18 protein-coding genes, 1 tRNA gene and 3 pseudogenes are annotated in these 18,694 nt (G+C 66.0%); 7 read left to right on the top strand and 15 right to left on the bottom strand.

What is annotated here, in order from left to right:
* From EJC47_RS03690 to EJC47_RS03675, 4 genes are read left to right on the top strand one after another with little or no spacing between them, the layout of a single operon-like run.
* On the top strand, positions 1 to 1,098 hold the full coding sequence (locus EJC47_RS03690; protein WP_126845538.1) for an ABC transporter permease: 1,098 nt from the start codon (positions 1 to 3) through the stop codon (positions 1,096 to 1,098).
* Entirely contained in the window at positions 1,095 to 1,919 is an 825-nt protein-coding gene (locus EJC47_RS03685) for an ABC transporter ATP-binding protein (RefSeq protein ID WP_126845537.1), read from the top strand. The genes EJC47_RS03690 and EJC47_RS03685 overlap by 4 nt, the downstream gene beginning before the upstream one ends.
* Entirely contained in the window at positions 1,919 to 2,890 is a 972-nt protein-coding gene (locus EJC47_RS03680; RefSeq protein WP_033965200.1) for an MlaD family protein, read from the top strand. The genes EJC47_RS03685 and EJC47_RS03680 overlap by 1 nt, the downstream gene beginning before the upstream one ends.
* Positions 2,887 to 3,489 (top strand): ABC-type transport auxiliary lipoprotein family protein, encoded by a 603-nt coding sequence (locus EJC47_RS03675; RefSeq protein WP_126845536.1) that lies wholly within the window; start codon positions 2,887 to 2,889, stop codon positions 3,487 to 3,489. The genes EJC47_RS03680 and EJC47_RS03675 overlap by 4 nt, the downstream gene beginning before the upstream one ends.
* A 3-nt stretch (positions 3,490 to 3,492) precedes the next feature.
* On the opposite strand, the gene EJC47_RS03670 is transcribed toward EJC47_RS03675, so the two are convergent.
* Positions 3,493 to 4,398, bottom strand: coding sequence for a peptidylprolyl isomerase (locus EJC47_RS03670; protein ID WP_260591463.1), 906 nt, complete (start codon positions 4,396 to 4,398; stop codon positions 3,493 to 3,495).
* Between the two features lie 114 nt (positions 4,399 to 4,512).
* On the opposite strand from EJC47_RS03670, the gene EJC47_RS03665 reads away from it, so the two are divergent.
* Both EJC47_RS03665 and EJC47_RS03660 read left to right on the top strand, forming a co-directional pair.
* Positions 4,513 to 4,603, top strand: a tRNA-Ser gene (locus EJC47_RS03665).
* Positions 4,604 to 4,788: 185 nt separating this feature from the next.
* Positions 4,789 to 6,045 (top strand): tyrosine-type recombinase/integrase, encoded by a 1,257-nt coding sequence (locus EJC47_RS03660; RefSeq protein ID WP_126845534.1) that lies wholly within the window; start codon positions 4,789 to 4,791, stop codon positions 6,043 to 6,045.
* A gap of 43 nt (positions 6,046 to 6,088) precedes the next feature.
* On the opposite strand, the pseudogene EJC47_RS21315 reads toward EJC47_RS03660, so the two are convergent.
* The 8 genes and pseudogenes from EJC47_RS21315 to EJC47_RS03620 form a co-directional block, all read right to left on the bottom strand.
* Positions 6,089 to 6,154, bottom strand: a pseudogene (locus EJC47_RS21315) (excisionase); the annotation flags it as partial.
* 65 nt (positions 6,155 to 6,219) lie between these two features.
* Positions 6,220 to 6,450 (bottom strand): DUF2274 domain-containing protein, encoded by a 231-nt coding sequence (locus EJC47_RS03650; protein ID WP_126845532.1) that lies wholly within the window; start codon positions 6,448 to 6,450, stop codon positions 6,220 to 6,222.
* A gap of 9 nt (positions 6,451 to 6,459) precedes the next feature.
* Positions 6,460 to 6,720 (bottom strand): annotated as a pseudogene (locus EJC47_RS03645) (TrbI/VirB10 family protein); the annotation flags it as partial.
* 110 nt (positions 6,721 to 6,830) lie between these two features.
* A pseudogene (locus tag EJC47_RS03640) lies at positions 6,831 to 7,142 on the bottom strand (integrase core domain-containing protein); the annotation flags it as partial.
* A 97-nt stretch (positions 7,143 to 7,239) separates the two neighbouring features.
* Entirely contained in the window at positions 7,240 to 7,629 is a 390-nt protein-coding gene (locus tag EJC47_RS03635; RefSeq protein WP_126845530.1) for an endonuclease domain-containing protein, read from the bottom strand.
* 170 nt (positions 7,630 to 7,799) lie between these two features.
* Entirely contained in the window at positions 7,800 to 8,981 is a 1,182-nt protein-coding gene (locus tag EJC47_RS03630; RefSeq protein ID WP_126845529.1) for an NAD(P)/FAD-dependent oxidoreductase, read from the bottom strand.
* Positions 8,978 to 10,546 carry a sensor histidine kinase gene (locus EJC47_RS03625; RefSeq protein WP_126845528.1) on the bottom strand — a complete coding sequence of 523 codons (1,569 nt, stop codon included), beginning with the start codon at positions 10,544 to 10,546 and terminating at the stop codon, positions 8,978 to 8,980. The genes EJC47_RS03630 and EJC47_RS03625 overlap by 4 nt, the downstream gene beginning before the upstream one ends.
* Entirely contained in the window at positions 10,543 to 11,235 is a 693-nt protein-coding gene (locus EJC47_RS03620; RefSeq protein ID WP_260591462.1) for a response regulator transcription factor, read from the bottom strand. The genes EJC47_RS03625 and EJC47_RS03620 overlap by 4 nt, the downstream gene beginning before the upstream one ends.
* A gap of 127 nt (positions 11,236 to 11,362) precedes the next feature.
* Between EJC47_RS03620 and EJC47_RS03615 the strand changes: the two genes are divergently transcribed.
* Positions 11,363 to 12,559: an acetyl-CoA C-acyltransferase gene (locus EJC47_RS03615; RefSeq protein ID WP_126845527.1), complete on the top strand. Its 1,197-nt coding sequence runs from the start codon at positions 11,363 to 11,365 to the stop codon at positions 12,557 to 12,559.
* 9 nt (positions 12,560 to 12,568) lie between these two features.
* Here EJC47_RS03615 and EJC47_RS03610 read toward each other — a convergent pair whose 3' ends face one another.
* The 6 genes from EJC47_RS03610 to EJC47_RS03585 all read right to left on the bottom strand — a co-directional run bounded on the left by EJC47_RS03610 (position 12,569) and on the right by EJC47_RS03585 (position 18,630).
* On the bottom strand, positions 12,569 to 13,120 hold the full coding sequence (locus tag EJC47_RS03610; protein ID WP_126845526.1) for an rRNA large subunit pseudouridine synthase E: 552 nt from the start codon (positions 13,118 to 13,120) through the stop codon (positions 12,569 to 12,571).
* Positions 13,121 to 13,209: 89 nt separating this feature from the next.
* Complete coding sequence (locus EJC47_RS03605) at positions 13,210 to 14,406, bottom strand: bifunctional alpha/beta hydrolase/OsmC family protein (RefSeq protein ID WP_126845525.1); 1,197 nt, start codon at positions 14,404 to 14,406, stop codon at positions 13,210 to 13,212.
* Between the two features lie 117 nt (positions 14,407 to 14,523).
* Positions 14,524 to 15,348: an EF-hand domain-containing protein gene (locus EJC47_RS03600; protein ID WP_126845524.1), complete on the bottom strand. Its 825-nt coding sequence runs from the start codon at positions 15,346 to 15,348 to the stop codon at positions 14,524 to 14,526.
* Positions 15,349 to 15,419: 71 nt separating this feature from the next.
* Positions 15,420 to 16,241 (bottom strand): protein phosphatase 2C domain-containing protein, encoded by an 822-nt coding sequence (locus EJC47_RS03595; protein ID WP_126845523.1) that lies wholly within the window; start codon positions 16,239 to 16,241, stop codon positions 15,420 to 15,422.
* A gap of 32 nt (positions 16,242 to 16,273) precedes the next feature.
* Positions 16,274 to 17,623, bottom strand: coding sequence for a dihydrolipoamide acetyltransferase family protein (locus EJC47_RS03590; protein ID WP_126845522.1), 1,350 nt, complete (start codon positions 17,621 to 17,623; stop codon positions 16,274 to 16,276).
* A complete protein-coding gene (locus EJC47_RS03585) occupies positions 17,623 to 18,630 on the bottom strand; it encodes an alpha-ketoacid dehydrogenase subunit beta (RefSeq protein ID WP_126845602.1) in 1,008 nt (335 codons plus the stop codon). Before EJC47_RS03585 ends, EJC47_RS03590 begins: the two co-directional genes overlap by 1 nt.
* Positions 18,631 to 18,694: the final 64 nt, after the last annotated feature.

The following is an 18,694-nucleotide window of genomic DNA, read 5'->3' as shown; positions in this document are numbered from 1 at the left end:
ATGACCGATATGGCCGCCTTCTCGTTCGACCGCGACACCGTGCGCTTCACGGGAAGCCTTTCGTTGGCGGCGATCGGGACGTTGCCCGAGCAATTGCGCGCTTTTCAGGGCGAGGTCGCGCATGTCGACCTGAGCGCGATCACGCGAATCGATACGGTGGGGGCATGGCTGATCCACCGCTTCGCCGCCGAGCATGATGCAGATGTGATCGGGCTCGATGCCGATGGCGAACATCTGCTGTCGCAAGTCGCCCATGCAGACCAGCCGGTGGCGATGCGCCCCGCCCCCGTTGGGAGCTTAACCCGCGTCGTCGGCGAAATCGGCGATGCGGTCGTCCAGACTGGACGCACGCTCTACGGCCTGCTCGGCTTTCTTGGCGCGACGCTGATCGCCTTCTGGCATGTGACGACCCACCCCAAGCGCTTTCGCTTCAATGCGGTGATCCAGCGTTTCGAAGTGGTGGGGGTGAGCGCGCTTGGCATCATCGGCCTGATGAGCTTTCTGATCGGCATCGTTATTGCACAGCAGGGAGCTGTGCAGTTGCAGCAATTCGGGGCGGAGTTCCTCACCATCAATCTGGTCGGGCGAATCACACTGCGCGAACTTGGCGTCTTGATGACCGCGATCATGGTCGCCGGGCGATCGGGCTCGGCCTTTGCCGCACAGATCGGCACGATGAAGCTGACCGAAGAAGTCGACGCGATGCGCACGATCGGCGTGTCGCCAATGGAGGCGCTGGTGCTGCCGCGCGTGCTGGCGACGGTGATCATGATGCCGCTGCTCGGCATGTACGCGTCGATCGTCGCGATCATCGGCGGTCTGCTGCTATGCTGGGTCTCGCTCGGAATTCCGCCGGTGACCTTCGTCCAGCGGCTGCGCGAAGTCGTGCCGATCACCGATCTTTATGTCGGGTTGGTGAAGGCACCGGTGTTCGGCCTCATCATTGCCGTGGCCGGCTGCTTCCAGGGCATGCTGGTGGAGGGCGACGCCGAACAGGTCGGCACCCGCACCACATCGGCGGTGGTGCAGGCGATCTTTCTGGTGATCGTGCTGGATGCCTTCTTCGCGGTCTTCTTCACCTCGATCGGCTGGATATGACGCGCGATAGCAAGGCAGACGATCCCGTCATCGTCGTGCGCGGTTTGCGCAGCGCGTTTGGCGACCAAGTGGTGCATGACGGCATCGACCTGACGGTGCGTCGTGGCGAAATTCTGGGTGTGGTGGGCGGCTCCGGCACCGGCAAATCGGTGCTGATGCGCTCGATCATCGGCTTACAGGTGCCGGTCGCGGGCGACGTCGAGGTGTTTGGCGAATCGACCGTCAATCGCGAGGAAATCGACCTCACCGGGCTGACCAAGCGCTGGGGCGTGCTGTTCCAGGGAGGGGCGTTGTTTTCGACGCTGACCGTGGCCGAGAATGTGCAAGTGCCGCTGCGCGAATTCTATCCCGATCTGGAAGGCGCGCTGCTCGACGAAATCGCGGCGTACAAGGTGGTGATGACCGGTCTGCCAGCCGACGCAGGGCCGAAATTCCCCGCCGAACTGTCGGGCGGCATGAAGAAGCGTGCCGGGCTGGCGCGGGCGTTGGCGCTGGATCCGGAACTGCTGTTCCTGGACGAGCCGACCGCAGGGCTCGATCCGATCGGTGCGGCTGCGTTCGACGAACTCACCGCCTCGCTGCAAAAGACGCTGGGGCTGACGGTGTTCCTCATCACACACGATCTCGATACGCTCTACGCGATTTGCGACCGCGTCGCCGTGCTGGCCGACAAGAAGGTGATTGCGGTGGGCACGATCGACGAATTGCTGGCGCTCGACCACCCTTGGATCCAGGAATATTTCAAGGGGCCGCGCGGGCGCGCCGCGATCGCCACAGTCCACAACAATGAAGAACGCGCGCAAGCGAAAGGCAGTAGCTGATGGAAACCCGCTCGAACCATGTTCTGGTCGGCACCGTCGTGCTGATCCTGATCGCGGTGATGTTGTTGTTCCTGGTGTGGATCGCACGCTGGGGCACCGCCACCGACAAGGAATATGATATCTTCTTCAAGCAATCGGTCGATGGTCTGGCCGTGGGATCGGCGGTCGCCTTTTCGGGCGTGCCGTCGGGCCAGGTCAAGGAAATCAAGCTGTGGAAGCCCGATCCGCAGTTGGTGCGCGTGCGGATCAGCGTGAATGCCGACACGCCAATCCTGGTCGGCACCACCGCCACGCTGCAGGGCAGCTTTACCGGCACCAGCACCGTGCAGCTCGATGGCGCGATCAAGGGCGCACCGCCGATCACATGTCCGGCGGTCAACCCGCTCAACGATTGCCCCAATGGCGTGCCGACGATCCCGACCAAGGCGGGAGGCCTCGGTGCATTGCTGAGTTCGGCTCCGCAATTGCTCGAACGTATTTCGACGCTGACCGAGAAACTGTCCGACGTGCTGTCGGAGAAGAACCAGCAGTCGATCACCGGCATCCTCGCCAATACCAATCGCCTGACCAAGGCATTGGCCGATCGCGGTCCCGACATCGCCGCCACGCTCGCCGAAACCAAAACGACCTTGCAAAAGGCGGGAATTGCCGCCGAACAGATCGGCAATCTCGCCGACACCACCAATGGCATGTTGAAGGATGATATCCATCCGGTGATGGGCAACCTCAACAAGGCGATCGCCAGCGCGCAGCACAGCATGGAAACGCTCGACGCCGCCGTCAGCGATGCGCGGCCCGGCTTGCAGGCGTTCTCCAAGCAGACCATCCCCGAGGTCGGCCAACTCGTCCACGATCTGCGCCAGATGTCGCAGGCGCTCACCTCGGTCGCCGAAAAGCTCGATCGCGGCGGCGCAAGCTCGTTGATCGGCCAGTCGAAATTGCCCGATTACAAGCCCGGAAAGGGACAGTGACTATGGTTCGTTCGTCCACCAAACTGCTGCTCGCACTGGCTGCGATGGTGCCACTGGCGGGTTGCATCAGCTTTGCGCCGAAGCCGCCCCCTTCGCTGCTGACGCTGACCTCGACCACCACCTTGCCCGTCGGGAACACGCAGAATTCGGGGACCGCGCCCACCATCACCATCCAGGTGCCGGTGGTCGGCCAGTCGCTCGCCGGGACACGCATTCCGGTGCAAGCGAGCGAGACCTCGATCGCCTATGTCGCCAAGGCGCAATGGGTTGAGCCGCCCAACCGCATGTTCGCGCGGCTTTTATCGGACACGATCCCCGCAAAGACCGGTCGTATCGTGCTGAGCAGCTCGCAGGCGTTTTCCGATCCCGGCGCGGTGCTGTCGGGTGAATTGCGGGCGTTTGGCATCGATGCGGCCACGCAGGACGCGGTGGTCATCTTCGACGGATCGCTGATCCGCACCACCGGCAAGATCGTCGAGAAACGCCGCTTCGAGGCGCGCGTTCACGCCAGCGCGATTGCAGCAGGACCCGTCAGCGTCGCCCTCAATCAGGCCGCCAACACCGTTGCGGGCGAAGTGGCCGATTGGGTCGGCAAATAAGCCTCAGCGCGGTGCCGGGGCCGCGCGCACCGGCACCGGCAGGTTGCAGAGGTCTGCGGCACCCGCAGGCACGGTAAAGAACGGCCCGCCGCGATTGGCGCGCGCCGCCAACGTTGCGGCAAATACTGGCGCGTCGGGCCGTAGGTACTGAAATGCGGGCCGCTCGCCCGGCGGCAAATCGGCGGCAAGAACGATGCGCTTGATCGGCACGCGCATTTTCACATCTTCATACAGGCCAAGTCCCCCGCCGGTGCCGCGCGGCAGGGCCGACAGCGCCGCCATTCCGTCAATCACCCGCCCGACCACTGCGATGTTGCGATCGAGATGCCGCGGCGCGTGGCCGATCACGGTATAAAGATCACCTCCGGTGCCGGTATCGGGTGCGAGATCGCGCGCTACGCCGACCATGCCGTAGCAATGCGGCAGCCATTGCGCCTTGCCGTCGCCCGCCACGGCCCAGCCGCTCGGGGTGAAGCCGGTGTGCGTCGCATAGGCATCGCGATACGGATTGGCGACGGCACGGCCATGCGCGCCCCAGGCCCATTCATATTCGGCCGGCGGATGACGATCGATGCCGACGGCGGGCGGCTTCTTCTCGCTCGCATCGCCCCATTGGGTGACGTAATTGTCCTGCACGCGGTACACCGTCGCGTCGCTCCACCACCCGCTGCGCGCAATCGTTCGGATATTGGCGATATGCACGGGCGCGAACTCGGCGGCGAGCCAGATGACGGAGCGTTGGCCATCGGCAAAGTCGAGCAGAAGCAGATCATTTGGGTCGATCCCTGCCCACGCCTCCGCCGGGGCGGCGGCGGCGAGTTGTGCAGCGGTCGGCTTGGGCGTCGGCGCGGGCGGTGCGCTCGCGGCGATCTGGGCGGCGGCTAGCAGGGCGAAGATTGGCGGGACCATCGGCATTGTGCCATCGTGCCACGCTCATATGCACGGGCGCAATCCCCGCCCGCAGCAGATCGCTTGCACAGTCGCCACGGACGCTCTAGGGCGACCGTTCTGTCCAGGACATGCGGAGCGGTGGCCGAGTGGTCGAAGGCGCTCGCCTGGAAAGTGAGTATACGTCAAAAGCGTATCGAGGGTTCGAATCCCTCCCGCTCCGCCATTCCGCCTTTCGCGGACGTTCGCCAAAGACCGAAAAATCCATATAAATCACTGAAAATGCGAGGCTTTTGATCGCGTAAGTTCGTGGTCGTTCGCGGTCGTTCGGAAATCGATGTGGGGCTGAGTGTGGGGCTGTGAGGGGTTGGCGGGCTTCAAATCAGGGGTCCGCAATGGTATTCTGCTGCCATGGGAAAGCTCACCCCCGCCCTGATCAAAGAGCTCACCGAACCCGGACGTTACTCCGATGGTGAGGGGCTCCTGCTGCAAATCTCCCCGTCGGGCGGGAAAAGCTGGCTCATGCGTGTTCAGGTCAACGGTCGCCGACGGGACATCGGCCTGGGAGAGCTTCGACATGTCAGCCTTCGCGACGCCAGGCTGGAGGCGGCCGCCATCAAGAAGCTCGCCAAATCCGGTGTCGATCCGCTCGAAGAGCGGCGGAAGGTCGAGATCGTTATTCCTACGTTCGAGCAGGCGGCGAAGCTCGCGCACGCCGAAATGATCAAGGGCTGGAAGAACGGCAAGCACACCAAGCAATGGATCAAGACGCTGGAACTCTATGCCTACCCCAAGCTGGGCAAGCTGAAGGTCGACCAGATCGAGGGACCGATCATCCGCGATGTACTGGCGGAAATCTGGCTAGACATTCCGGAGACCGCCCGGCGGGTTCGCCAACGCATCGGCACGGTGCTCGACTGGTCTTATGCCAACGGCTTTCGGGCCAGCGAGGCGCCGATGCGCTCCATTTCCAAGGGGCTGCCACGCCAGCCCAGGAAGTCCGGCCATTTCGCCGCGCTGCCCCATGCCGAGGTGCCCGCGTTCATGAAGCGCCTTCGCGCGCGCGGGATCAGCAGCAGCCGGTTGGCGCTAGAGGCACTGATATTGACGGCGGTTCGGTCCGGCGAGGTTCGCGGCGCCCAATGGTCCGAACTCGATGACGATCTGACCCTCTGGACCATTCCCGCCGAACGCATGAAGGCCGGTACCGAACATACCGTGCCCCTGTCGCGGCAGGCCGCAGACGTTTTCCGTCAGGCACAGGCGCTGCGAATCAAGGGTTGCGACCTGATCTTTCCGGGCGCCACGTCGGGCTCGACCCTTTCGGACATGGCGCTGCTGGAGCTGGTGCGTGGGATGGAGTTGCCGGCGACCGTGCACGGCTTCCGGTCGAGCTTCAGGGACTGGGTAGCCGAGGAAACGGACGTGCCGCGCGAGATCGCCGAGGCCGCGCTGGCGCATACCCTCGAGAATAGGGTCGAAGCAGCCTACCGGCGCACGGATTTCCTGGCCAAGCGGCGCGAGTTGATGAAGGCTTGGGGCGATTTCTGCATTCCGCCCGCTAGGAGTCGATCCCGGCGGCCGATCGAGCGAACGAATGTCGGGGCCGACCGCGCCCGCGACGTTGCGGCAACGCCGCGCCAGCCGCGGCGGACTGCCGCTCGATAAAGCGCTCAAGGCTCCTGACGACGATGAGCGTCGCCCGTCCGACTTTTATGACGTCGATCTCGCGCGCCGTAATCAACTCATAGAGCTTGGTCTTGCCAATTCCCAGCATCTGTGCGGCCGCGGGCACGCGGATGGTCAGCGCGTCGCCGGGGTCAACGTTGGTGCCGGGGCCAGTCACGTGCTGCGAGTCCCACTGCGCTCGCGGGCCTTCGCAAAGGCGCGATCGCTATCGAGGAACGCGGACAGGATGGCCGGCACCAGTTCGCTGACCGGCTCTTCGCGACCATAGGCTTCTGCATAGATCCGGGCATAGTCCTGGAGTGCCTGGTGGAGGTCGGGCAGCACCGTGATGGTGAGCTTGACTGGGGTCCGGTCAGGAATTCGAGCAAGCTTGAGATCTACCATGGTGTTCTCCTAACCGCGCCACTGCGCGAGGATGAGATCGCGGTGAACGACCAGCCGGACCGGCGCGCCGGGTCGGATCGTGATGGTCGGCTGGATCTGCAGGTTGCGGGACGTGATCTGGTCGCCGGCGCGCGAAACGTTCTGCTGCGTGGATTGGCGGATCGCCTGGACGAGATCGCTCTCGCCGGAGAAGGTAATGTTTGCGCCAACGCCAAGCAGGGTCGAAATCGCGACGCCTTTGAGCAGCGTCCATGTGTGGAAATCCACTTGAGACATGCGCCGACGCCTTTGGCCGCAAGCGGCTTGGACATGCGCGTCGGCCACCCGGCCGCGTCGATGGCGGGTCTGGACTTGCCCCGCAAAAGTGGAGAGGCATTTGCTCAACGTGACGCGGTTCGTTCGAACTGCGCGGGGCTGATATAGTCGAGCGCGGAATGGCGCCTGACGGGGTTGTAGAAGCCGTCGATATAGCGGGCAATGGCCTGCGCGGCTTGGTCGCGGGTATAGAAGACGGTGCGCCAGACGAGCTCGGATTTGATCGTCTTGAAGAAGGTCTCCACCATCGCATTATCGTAGCAATTTCCCTTTCCTGACATGGAGATACGGATGCCGTGGCGGTGCAGCTCGGCCTGGTAGTCCACAGAGCAGTATTGGCTGCCGCGGTCCGAATGATGAATGAGCCCTTCGGGCGGAGGTGCCGGGATACGGCGGGCCGACCCACCCCCGCCCCCTCCCTTCCAGGGAGGGGAGCCCCCCTATTCCTCCTCCACTCCCTGGAAAGGCGGGAGCCTACTTCTTCCTCCCCTCCCTGGAAGGGAGGGGCTGGGGGTGGGTCGGCCTGCAAGAGCGCACAACCTCGCCCAAAATCGCCTCCGCCACCCCGTCAGGATTGGCGACGACCTCCGAATTCCAGAACCGCATCACCCGCCAGCCAACGCTTTCCAGAAACGCGGTCCGCTCGGCATCGTAAGACGAGTCGAGATGCTGGCTGCCATCAAACTCCACCGCCAGCCGCGCCTGACGACACGCAAGGTCGAGGATATAGCGCCCGACCACCAACTGCCGCGTAAAACGCGGTCGGTATGTCCGCAGCCGCAACCACACCAACCGCTCCGCCTCGGTCGCGTTGCCGCGCAACGCGCGGGCGCGGCGAGTCATTTCGGGCGGGACGCGCGGCATTGTTGAAAAGTGCCGTGCCACGATACGGAGAGCAACCCACCCCCAGCCCCTCCCTTCCAGGGAGGGGAGAAAAAAGTAGCGCAACATTCTCCTCCCCTCCCTGGAAGGGAGGGGTTGGGGGTGGGTCGGCCTACAGCGAAGCGCAAAGCCCACTAAACGCGCGCGCGCCTCTAAACCACCTGCCCAGCCGCCCAGCCGCTCGCCCAGGCCCATTGGAAATTATACCCGCCAAGCCACCCGGTCACATCGACCGCCTCGCCGATCGCATAGAGCCCCGGCACCTTGCGCGCTTCCATCGTCTGCGACGAAAGCTCCGCGGTCGAAATCCCGCCTGCAGTTACTTCGGCCTTGGCAAAGCCCTCGGTGCCATTGGGGGTGAACGCCCAGTCCGCCAAGTGCCGCGCCGCCGCCTCGACCGCTTTGTCGGTCGCCGCGCCCAGTTCGCCCTCGATGCCGAGCCGGTCGGCCAGCGTCTCGGCGAGCCGTCCCGGCAAATGGTTGGACAGAGCCGAGGCCAGCGACACGCGCGGCCGTGCATGCTTCGCCGCCACCAGCCAGCCCGGTTTCAGCGCGGGCAGAAAATCGATCGCGACCGGCTCGCCATGCCGCCAGTAAGACGAGACTTGCAGGATCGCCGGGCCGCTCAGCCCCTTATGCGTGAACAACGCCGCCTCGCGAAAGCGCGTCTTGCCAACGCGCGCGACCACCTCCGCCGCCACCCCCGAAAGCGCGCGGAACAGAGTCTCCTCGCCCCCCAGCGTCAGCGGCACCAAGGCGGGGCGCGGTTCGACCACTTTCAGCCCGAAGCGCCGCGCCAGATCATAGGCAAAGCCGGTCGCGCCCATTTGCGGGATCGACGGGCCACCCGTCGCGATCACCAGTGCCGGTGCGCTCGCAATGCGCGCACCGAAGGTCACCCGATAGTGCCCGTCGGCATGGGCGACGTCGCTGATCGCAGCGCCCAGCGCCATCTCCACCCCACCCCGATCGCATTCGTCCTGCAGCATCGCCACGATCTGTTTGGCCGAGCCATCGCAGAACAATTGCCCCAGCGTCTTTTCGTGCCAGGCGATGCCGTGCTTATCGACCAAAGCGATGAAATCGGCAGCGGTGTAGCGTCCCAGCGCCGATTTGGCGAAATGCGGGTTCGCCGAGAGATAGCGATCGGCGGCGGTATGCACGTTGGTGAAATTGCACCGCCCGCCGCCCGAGATCAGGATCTTTTTGCCGATCGCCTCGGCATGATCGATCAGCAGCACGCGGCGTCCGCGTTGCCCGGCAGTGGCGGCGCACATCAGGCCCGCCGCGCCCGCGCCTAGGATGATGGTGTCATAAGAAGAAAGTACGGTCATGCCGCCGCCAAGAGCGCAATTCGGAAGCGAGCGCCAGCGGCAACGCGTTCGGCGACGATCGTACCCCCGCTCGCCGCCAGCAGCGACCGCGCGATAGCGAGCCCCAGGCCCGCCCCGCCCGCTTCCCGTCGCCCGGTGAAGAACGGCTCGAAAATCCGCTCCAGGTCCGCCGCCGCGACACCCGGCCCATCGTCGACGATCGAAATCTCCACCCCCGCCCCCGCAGCCACCGCAATCGTCACCCGCGCAGCGCCCGCTTGCCGCGCATTTTCGACCACGGTTTCCAGGATCGTCTCGATCGCGGCACTGGTCACCCGTGCGGGCGGTACATCGCCCGCCTCGATCGCCACCGTAAAATGCTCAGACCTCAGCGAATCCGCCACCCGTCGCGCCGCCGCGACGACATCGGCCTGCGCCCCCGCCTCGATCGTCGTCATGTCGGCACGCGCCAGATCGAGCAGCCGCTGCACCAGCCGCGCCAGCCGGTCGGCATCGGCGGCGGCATTGCCGAGGAAACGCTGCCGCTCCTCCGCACGCATCGTCCCGCCATGCTCGTCGAGCAATTCCAGCGCCCCGCGAATCCCGGCGATCGGCGTCTTGAACTCATGCGCCACCGCCGCCGCGACATCGCGCAGATAGCGCTGGCGGCGCTCGATCCGCTCGGCCATTGCGCGGAAATTGTCATAGAGCTGCGCGATCTCGATCGCGGCGGTCACCGGCGTTTCGGGCACCACCGGCACACCGCGCGCGACCTCGTCGCTGGCGCGCGCCAGCGCCGTGATCGGCCGCGCAATACCGCGCGACAACAGCCCCGCCAGCACCAGCAGCGTTACGAAAATCAGCCCGGCACCCAGCAGAATCGCGAAACGGTCCTGCCAGATGCCGATGAACAGCCCACGCGGCGAGCGCGTCACCATCACCACGCCGATCACCTTGCCATCGGCAATCACCGGGCGCGCATGATGCACGCGGATCGCATAAGCGCGGCTGAGCGCGGCACGCCAATCGGCCATTTCGGCGGCGCTGCGTTCGCGCAACACGGTCGCGCTATGCCCGGCCAGCGCCGCGCGGACTTCGGCCAGCCCGGCAAGACTGCGTCCGGCATCGCCGCGCCCCAGCACGACGACGCCCTGCGCATCCAGCAGCCGCGTTCCGGTCAGCGTCACCGCCACCGCATCGCCGACCATCGGTCGCAACCGCGCCGCGACCTGCAGCGCACGTGGATCGGCCGCGCCTTCCCGCACCCCGCCCGGCGCGCGCGGCAGCACCGGCATGGTGCGCAAATCGATCGCGGGCGCTTCGGGCGCGAGCGGACGGGCCGAGGGATCGGGCTGCGCGGCGTGCGCCGCGTCATACCACGCTGCCTTATACGCCGCCGCCAGCACCACGCTTTGCGCGATCAGCTCGGACTCGGTCTGCTGGACGAGCGTATTTTCATACACGCGCAGCGACAGCGCGGCGACACCGGGCAGCGACGCCACGAACAGCAAGGTGCCAAACAGGATCGCGCTCAAATGCAGGCGCGGCCAATGCGCCTTGGCCAGCGCCTTCAGCCAGCCGATCACCCACAACGACCGATGCGATAGCCGATTCCGGCGCGCGTCTCGACCAGATCGACGCCCGGAAACTTGCCGCGCAAATTGCGCACATGGCTGTCGATCGTGCGATCGGTGATGGCAAAGCCCGGCCCGTGCAGCCGGTCGATGATCGCATCGCGCGAGAACACCTTGGCCGGGCTGGTCGCGAACAATAGCAGCAACTGGAATTCGGTCGCGGTGAGCGGCACCGGCGTCGTGTCCCAGCGCGCTTCCCAGCCATCGGTGTCGAGCGTCAGCCGATTGTGCGTGACCGTCGCCGCCCCCACCGCCGCGCGCGTACCGCGTTTCAAAATCGCGCCGACCCGCGCGACCACTTCGCGCGGTGAGAACGGCTTCACCACATAATCGTCGCCGCCAATCTCGATCCCGACGATACGGTCGATCTCGTCATCGCGCGAGGACAGGAACAGGATCGGCAGCGCCGCCGCCGCCCCGCCCTCGGCGCGGAGCGCACGGCACAGATCGAGCCCATTCAGCCGCGGCATGTTGATGTCGAGCACCATCAGATCGGGCATACGCCGCGCGATCGCGGCCTGCGCGTCCTCGCCATCGCTCGCCTCGGCCACGCTCATCCCGGCCTTGCCCAGCGCGAAGGCGAGCAAGTCGCGGATATGCGGGTCGTCATCGACGATCAGGATGTGGCTCATGCGGGTCATTGTGGCTTCCGGGCGGGACGGGTCAACCGTGTACTCCACGCCGCGTCCACGCATGATCCGGCGCTTGTGGAGAAAGCGTGCAGGCTCTACACCCGGATTCCATACCCAAAGCTCGAAAGTGTCTGCCATGCGTGAAGCCGCGATCGTCTCCACCGCCCGTACCCCGATCGGCAAGGCGTATCGCGGCGCGTTCAACGCGACCGAGGCTCCGGTGCTCGCCGCGCATGTGATGAGCGCGGCGGTCGAGCGCGCCGGGATCGATCCGGTGCGCATCGACGAGATCTTCTGGGGCGTCGGCAATCAATGGGGCAGCCAGGGCGGCAATGCCGGGCGCATGGCAACCTTCGCGGCGGGCTTGCCCGAGACCGTCCCCGCTTTCACGCTCGACCGCAAATGCGGCTCGGGGCTGACCGCAATCGCACTCGCTGCCCGCAGCATTATTTGCAACGAGATCGACGTCGCTTTGGCGGGTGGCATGGAGTCGATCAGCCTCACCGTCACCAAGGATGCGCCGCGCTATATCAACCAGTCGGTCATCGCGCGCGAGCCCGCCGCCTATGTGCCGATGATCGAAACCGCCGAGATCGTCGCCGAGCGTTATGGCATCAGTCGCGCTGCACAGGATGCCTATGCCGCGCAAAGCCAGCAGCGCGCGGCGCGCGGGCTCGAAACCGGGGCGTTTCGCGAGGAAATCGCGCCCATCACCGTCGAAAAGGCGCTGTTCGACAAGGAGGGCAACCGCACCGGCAGCGAAACCGTGACGCTCGCACAGGACGAGGGCATTCGCGCGGGCACGACGGCGGAGGCGCTGGCAGGGTTGAAGACGGTGTGGCCCGGCGGCGATTTTTCCGGCCCCGGCCAGCATGTGACGGCGGGCAATGCCAGCCAATTGTCCGACGGTGCCTCCGCGCAGATCGTGATGGACCATGCGACCGCCCTCGCCGAAGGGCGCGAGGTGCTTGGCCTGTATCGCGGTTTCCAGGCGGCCGGCTGCGCGCCCGATGAAATGGGCATCGGCCCGGTCTTCGCCATTCCCAAATTGCTCGCCCGTGCCGGGCTGTCGGTCGACGACATCGGCCTTTGGGAACTCAACGAAGCCTTCGCCTCACAATGCCTCTATTGCCGCGACATGCTCGGCATCGATCCCGATCGCTACAACGTCAATGGCGGCGCCATCGCGATCGGCCATCCCTTCGGCATGACCGGATCGCGCCTTGTCGGCCACGCGCTGATCGAAGGCCGCAAGCGCGGCGTGCGCTGGGTGGTGGTGTCGATGTGCACCGCAGGCGGCATGGGCGCGGCGGGCCTGTTCGAGATCGTGTAAGCGCCCGGCTTACCCCACCGGCGCTTCGCGCCACGTCCCCGGTGCCAAGCCGTCGAGCGTCCACGCGCCAATGCCCCAGCGCACCAGCCGCAAGGTGGGGAAGCCCACCGCCGCCGTCATCCGCCGCACCTGGCGGTTGCGCCCCTCGCGGATCGTCAGCCGGATCCAGCAATCGGGCACGCTCTTGCGGAACCGCACCGGCGGATCGCGCGGCCACAGTTCGGGCGGGTCGATCCGCTCGACCTCGGCCGGGCGGGTGATGCCATCCTTCAACTCCACCCCCTGCCGCAGGCGATCAAGGCTGGCGGCATCGGGTTCCCCTTCGACCTGGACGAGATAGGTCTTGGGCAGTTTGAAGCGCGGATCGGCGATGCGCGCTTGCAAGCGCCCGTCATCGGTCAGCAGCAACAGCCCCTCGCTATCGCGGTCGAGCCGCCCGGCCGGATAAACCCCCGGCACCGCGATGAAGTCCGACAGCGTCGCGCGCGCCGCGCCGATGCTGCTATCGGTGAATTGCGACAGCACGTCATACGGCTTGTTGAACAGGATCAGCCGCGCCATCGCCTCGTGTCTTTCCACCCCGGAGCCCAGATGCCCGCCCCCCCCCGGCTTTGCGCAGCAGCACGCGCGCTGTCCAGCGGCGGTATGCGTCAGACCAGCCGCGTCTCGATCACCGGTGCGCTCTCCAGCGTGCGGTGCACCGGGCATTTGTCGGCGATGACCAGCATCCGCATCCGCTGTGCCTCGGTCAGATCGCCCTGCAAGGTGATGCGCCGCTCGATCACCTCGATCTGCGGCCGCCCACCGGCGGCGGCGGCGCAATCGTCGGCATGGCGGCGGCTGTGATGGAGCACGACCGAGACGCCCGTCAGCGGGATTCCCTCTTTTTCGGCGATCAGCTTGATCGTCATCGCGGTACAGGTGCCGAGCGCCGACAACAGCAGATCATAGGGCGTTGGCCCGTAATCGCTGCCGCCCATCGCCAATGGCTCGTCGGCGATAAAACTGTGGCCCGAGGATTCGACGATCTGGACGAACTTGGCATCGGTCGAACTCACCCGCACATGCCCCTCGGGCACCGCGTCGATCGCCATTGCCGGCCCCAGGAAAGGCTGCACCCAGGCCGCGATGATCTGTGCGACATATTGTGCCTGTTCGGCATCGGTCAGCAAATGGTCCGCCCCGTCGAGCGCGACGAAGCTCTTGGGGTGTTTCGCCGCCTCAAAAATCGCGCGGGCATTTTCGACACCGACGGTCGCGTCGGTGGCCGAATGCAGCACCAGCAGCGCGCGCTTCAATCGCGCCAGCCGCGCCGCCTGATCCTGCCCTTCAACCGAGGTGAGGAACTCGCGCCCGATGCGAAACGGTCGCCCGCCGATCGACACATCGCGCGGCGTGTCGGCAATGTCGTGCGCGCCCTGGATCAAATGCAGCACATGGCGTGGATCGAACGGCGCGGCGATCGTCACCACCGCTTTGGCCGAGGGGATGCGTTCGGCGGCGGCGATCACCGCTGCCCCGCCCAGCGAATGGCCGATCAGGATCGCCGGCGCGCCCACATCCCCTTCCAGAAACGCCGCCGCCGCCACCAGATCATCGACATTCGCGCCGAAATGGCTGTCGGCGAACGCGCCATCGCTTTGGCCAAGACCCGTGAAATCGAAGCGCAGCGTGGCGATGCCCTGTTCGGCAAGCGCTAGACTGACACGCCGCGCCGCATGGCTTTGCGCGGTGCAGGTGAAGCAATGCGCGAACAGCGCCACTGCGCGAATCCGCCCGGGCGGGACTTCCAGCGACCCGGCCAGCTGAACCCCGGCCGCATTGAGAAACCGTACGTCGCGCTTCATCACCCTCTCCTGCCCGGTCCGGCCGACCGGCCAAACCCGCGACGCGCTATAGCATCGCGCGATCGGGGACTGGCAAGCCGAACCTCGGCTGCCATGGCGGGAGCGGGGTTGGCAGGGTCATTGCTCAGGCGGGGCCTGCTCGACCGGCTCAGGGCCGCCGCCTGCGGTACGGCGCTTGCCGCCATACCAGCCCTGACGGCCGCCACGGCCGGGCGGTGGCGACAATTTGGGCAGCTCCTCACGCGTCAGCCGCCCGTCGCCCTTCTTGTCCAGCATCGCGAAGCGCTCTGCCGCCGCCTTGCGGAACTCGGTGATGTCGACCCCGCGGTTGAGGTTGGCGTCGGCCGCCGTAATCGGCTCGGGATAGGCAAAGAAACCAAAGCGTGCCGCGCCGCGCGCAACGTCGTCATACGCCGGACCGGATTTGCCCGACTCGCCGCCACCCTCCGGCGCGCCGCCGCCACGACGACCACCATGGCCCCCGCCGCCGCCCGGGGGTGGCCCGCCCTCGCTGTCGGGCCCGCCGCCACCTCCGCCGCCACGGCCGCCGCCGCGACGCCCGCCGCCACCACCGGGCCCGCCCGGCTCGCCCGGCTCGCCACCGCCATACCGGATTTCGGGGACAAGGACGGTTTCATAATAATCGATGTCCTGAGGATCGATTTCGCCATCATGCTCGCGATCGAGCAGCAGAAACACACGGTCGGCATCGGCAATGAATTCGGCCTCGGTCACCACGCCGTCGTGATTGGCATCGGCACCGGCGAACCAGGCCCCAATCGGATCTTCCCCACGGAACGGTTCGCCCATCGGGCTGATGAACAAGCGACCGTGCGGGGGGCGGGGTCCGCCCGGCGGCGGGGGCGGCGGTGGTCCGTCAGGCCCGGGTCCCCCTTGCTGCACACCGGCCATCAGTGCCAGCCCAAGCCAAAAACCCACCATCTTGCCCTCCGGATGCGTCGAACCGGCGTGCTACGCGGGAAATGTCTCTCAAATGTGTCTGGCGACCGGGATCAGGCGGCGATCCGCAGCCACACGGCGGTGGCATCGTCCGACCCCTTGAAGCGCGGGAAGCGGCCGAAATCGCCATCCTCCTGCTCGATTGCGCGCAATTGCAGCGCGAGCCCGGTCAAGCCGCTGGTGGCGAGTTCCCCGAACAGACCCGCCTCGTCGTGCTGGCCATAAACGTCGATCAGCGCCGCAAAGCCGTCGCTCATCAGCAGCAGTTCGTCCCCCACGCTGCACGGCAGTTCCGCGCCGCCGAGATGTGCCGCTGCCGCCGGATCGACCCCGAGGATATAACGATCGGGACGTTCACGCGCAGCGCGCAGCACTTCGAGGATCGGCTGCGGTCGCTGCTTCAGGCCAAGCCCATGCTCGGCCAGCGCGGCCGCACTGGCATTTTCGTCGTCCTTGCTGGCGGGCGGCCCGATCCGCTCGACACTATCGCCGCGCTTGAGCAAGCCCGCACAATCGCCCAGCCAGCGGCAGGCAAGACCGTCCTTGCCGACGCGTGCCGCCAGGAAGGACGCGCTGGGCAATTCCCAGGCGGAGATGGGCGCGCGCGTCCGCTGCGCCGCAAACCGCCGCGCAAGCCGGGCGAACACACCTTTGCAGATCGCATCGATCGAGGCGTCGCCCGCTGCGGCAAAGGCAGCATCCGCCTCCAGCGCCAGCCATGCCGCTCCACCGCGTGGCCCGACCAGCCCCGGCTCGCCCAGATCGGTCGCGCCGTCGATCACCCAGGCGAGCGCGTCGCTCGACCCCGCGCGATCGTCATTGGCGACCGCGATATCTCCGGCAAGACTGATCGACTGGAGCAAATCAAAGCGCATACAGGTGCCCTATCAGCCGATCATGACGGATTTCAGTCGGCGAACAACAATACCGGCGTTTCGAGATAGCGCTTGAGCGCCTGCACGAAGCTTGCCGCATCCCAGCCATCGACCACGCGGTGATCGCAACTGATCGACAGGTTCATCAGCTTGGCACGCACGATCTCATCGCCGACAAACACCGGGCGCTCGACGATCTTGTTGGGGCCGATGATCGCCACTTCGGGCCGGTTGATCACCGGCGTCGTCGCGATCCCGCCAAGCGGCCCGAGCGAGGTGACCGTCAGCGTGCCGCCGCCCATTTCATCGGGCTTCAGCTTATTGGCGCGCGCCGCCTCGGCCAGGCGCAGGATCTCGGCGGCCAATTGCCAGACATTGCGGTCCTGCGCATCGCGGATCACGGGGACGGTCAGCCCGGCATCGGTCTGCGTCGCCATGCCGAGATGCACCGCGCCATGCCGCGTGACCACACCGGCTTCATCGTCATAGCGCGCGTTGATCATCGGGAAGGCGGGCACGGTCTTGCAGATCGCCGCGATCAGCAGCGGGAGCATCGTGAGCTTGGGCCGCTGCCCACGCGCGCCATTCAGATCGGCGCGCATCGCCTCCAGCGCGGTGACGTCGATTTCCTCGACATAGGTGAAATGCGGGATCGCGCGCTTCGACGCCGCCATATTCTCGGCGATGCGGCGGCGCATGCCGATCACCTTGATCGCCTCATCGGCGCGGGCGTGGCTGACGTGCGGCGCGTGATAGCCCTGCCCCTGGCCATAGCGCAGGAACGCATCGAGATCGGCATGGCGCACGCGGTCGCCCTCGGTCTTCACTTGGGCGAGATCGATGCCAAGATCCGCTGCGCGTGCGCGCACGGCGGGAGAGGCGAGGACCCCCTTCTCCCTCTCCCCTTCAGGGGAGAGGGTCGGGGAGAGGGGCTGTGCTGGAACGCTGGGGGCACCGCCCGTTGCGGACGTCCCCTCTCCCCGGCCCTCTCCCCGGAGGGGAGAGGGAGAAGCTGCCTCCACCCCCGGATTTTCGGCCTCATATTGCTCGGCCACCTCAACCTGCTCGGCGCTGGTCGGCGCGACCTTCACCGTATCGGTCACCGGCTCCAGCGCGGGTGCTTCCGCTGCCGAGAAATCGCCCTCGGTCTCGATCACCACCAGCGCCGCGCCGATCGACACCTGGTCGCCGACCTCGCCCGCCAGTTCGATCACCGTCCCAGACACGGGCGATTCCATCTCGACCGTGGCCTTGTCGGTCATCATGTCGGCGATCTGCTGGTCTTCCTCGATCCGGTCGCCGACCTTCACATGCCAGGCGACGATTTCGGCCTCTGAAATGCCTTCGCCGATATCGGGGAGTTTGAACGTAAAACGCGCCATTATGCGTCCTTCATGATTTTCTTGAGCGCCTCACCGATACGGACGGGGCCCGGGAAATACGCCCATTCCAGGCTGTGCGGATATGGCGTGTCGAAGCCGGTCACGCGCTCGATCGGCGCCTCGAGATGGTAGAAGCAGCGCTCCTGCACCAAGGCGGAAAGTTCCGCGCCAAAGCCGCTGGTGCGCGTCGCTTCATGCACGATCATGCAGCGCCCGGTTTTCTGGACCGACGCCTCGATCGTCTCAATGTCGAGCGGCACCAGCGTGCGCAGATCGATCACCTCGGCATCGACCCCCGCTTCGGCGATCACCGACAGCGCGACGTGGACCATCGTGCCATAAGCGAGAATGGTCAGCGCTTCGCCCGGCCGCACCACCTTGGCCTTGCCCAGTTCGATCTTGTAATAGCCGGTCGGCACGTCGCCCGCCGGATGCTGCGACCAATTCTGCGTCGGCCGGTCCCAATGGCCGTCGAACGGGCCGTTATAGATGCGCTTTGGCTCGAAGAAGAGCGTCGGATCATTATCCTCGATCGCCGCGATCAGCAGGCCCTTGGCATCGTAGGGGGTCGAGGGGATCACCGTCTTGATGCCCGAGACATGAGTGAAGATGCCCTCGGGGCTTTGGCTGTGCGTCTGCCCGCCGAAGATGCCGCCGCCGAACGGCGAGCGCACCGTGATCGGCGCGGTGAATTCCCCGGCCGAGCGATAGCGCAACCGCGCCGCCTCGCTCACCAACTGGTCGAGCGCAGGATAGATATAATCGGCGAACTGGATTTCGGGCACGGGGCGCAAGCCATAGGCCCCCATGCCGACCGCGACGCCGATTATGCCGCATTCGGTGATCGGCGTATCGAACACGCGGGTCTTGCCATATTTGGACTGCAAGCCCGCGGTCGCGCGGAACACGCCGCCGAAATAGCCGACATCCTCGCCCATCACGACGATATCGGGGTCACGGTCCATCATCACGTCCATGGCGGAATTGATCGCCTGGATCATGTTCATGCGGGTGGAGGTCGGGGTTTCGGAAGCGGTTTCGGTTTCTGGCATGATGTCGCTCATAATCCCT

Source organism: Sphingomonas sp. TF3 (assembly GCF_003985085.1).
Taxonomy (GTDB): domain Bacteria; phylum Pseudomonadota; class Alphaproteobacteria; order Sphingomonadales; family Sphingomonadaceae; genus Sphingomonas.
This window is presented reverse-complemented; position numbering and strand designations above follow the sequence as displayed.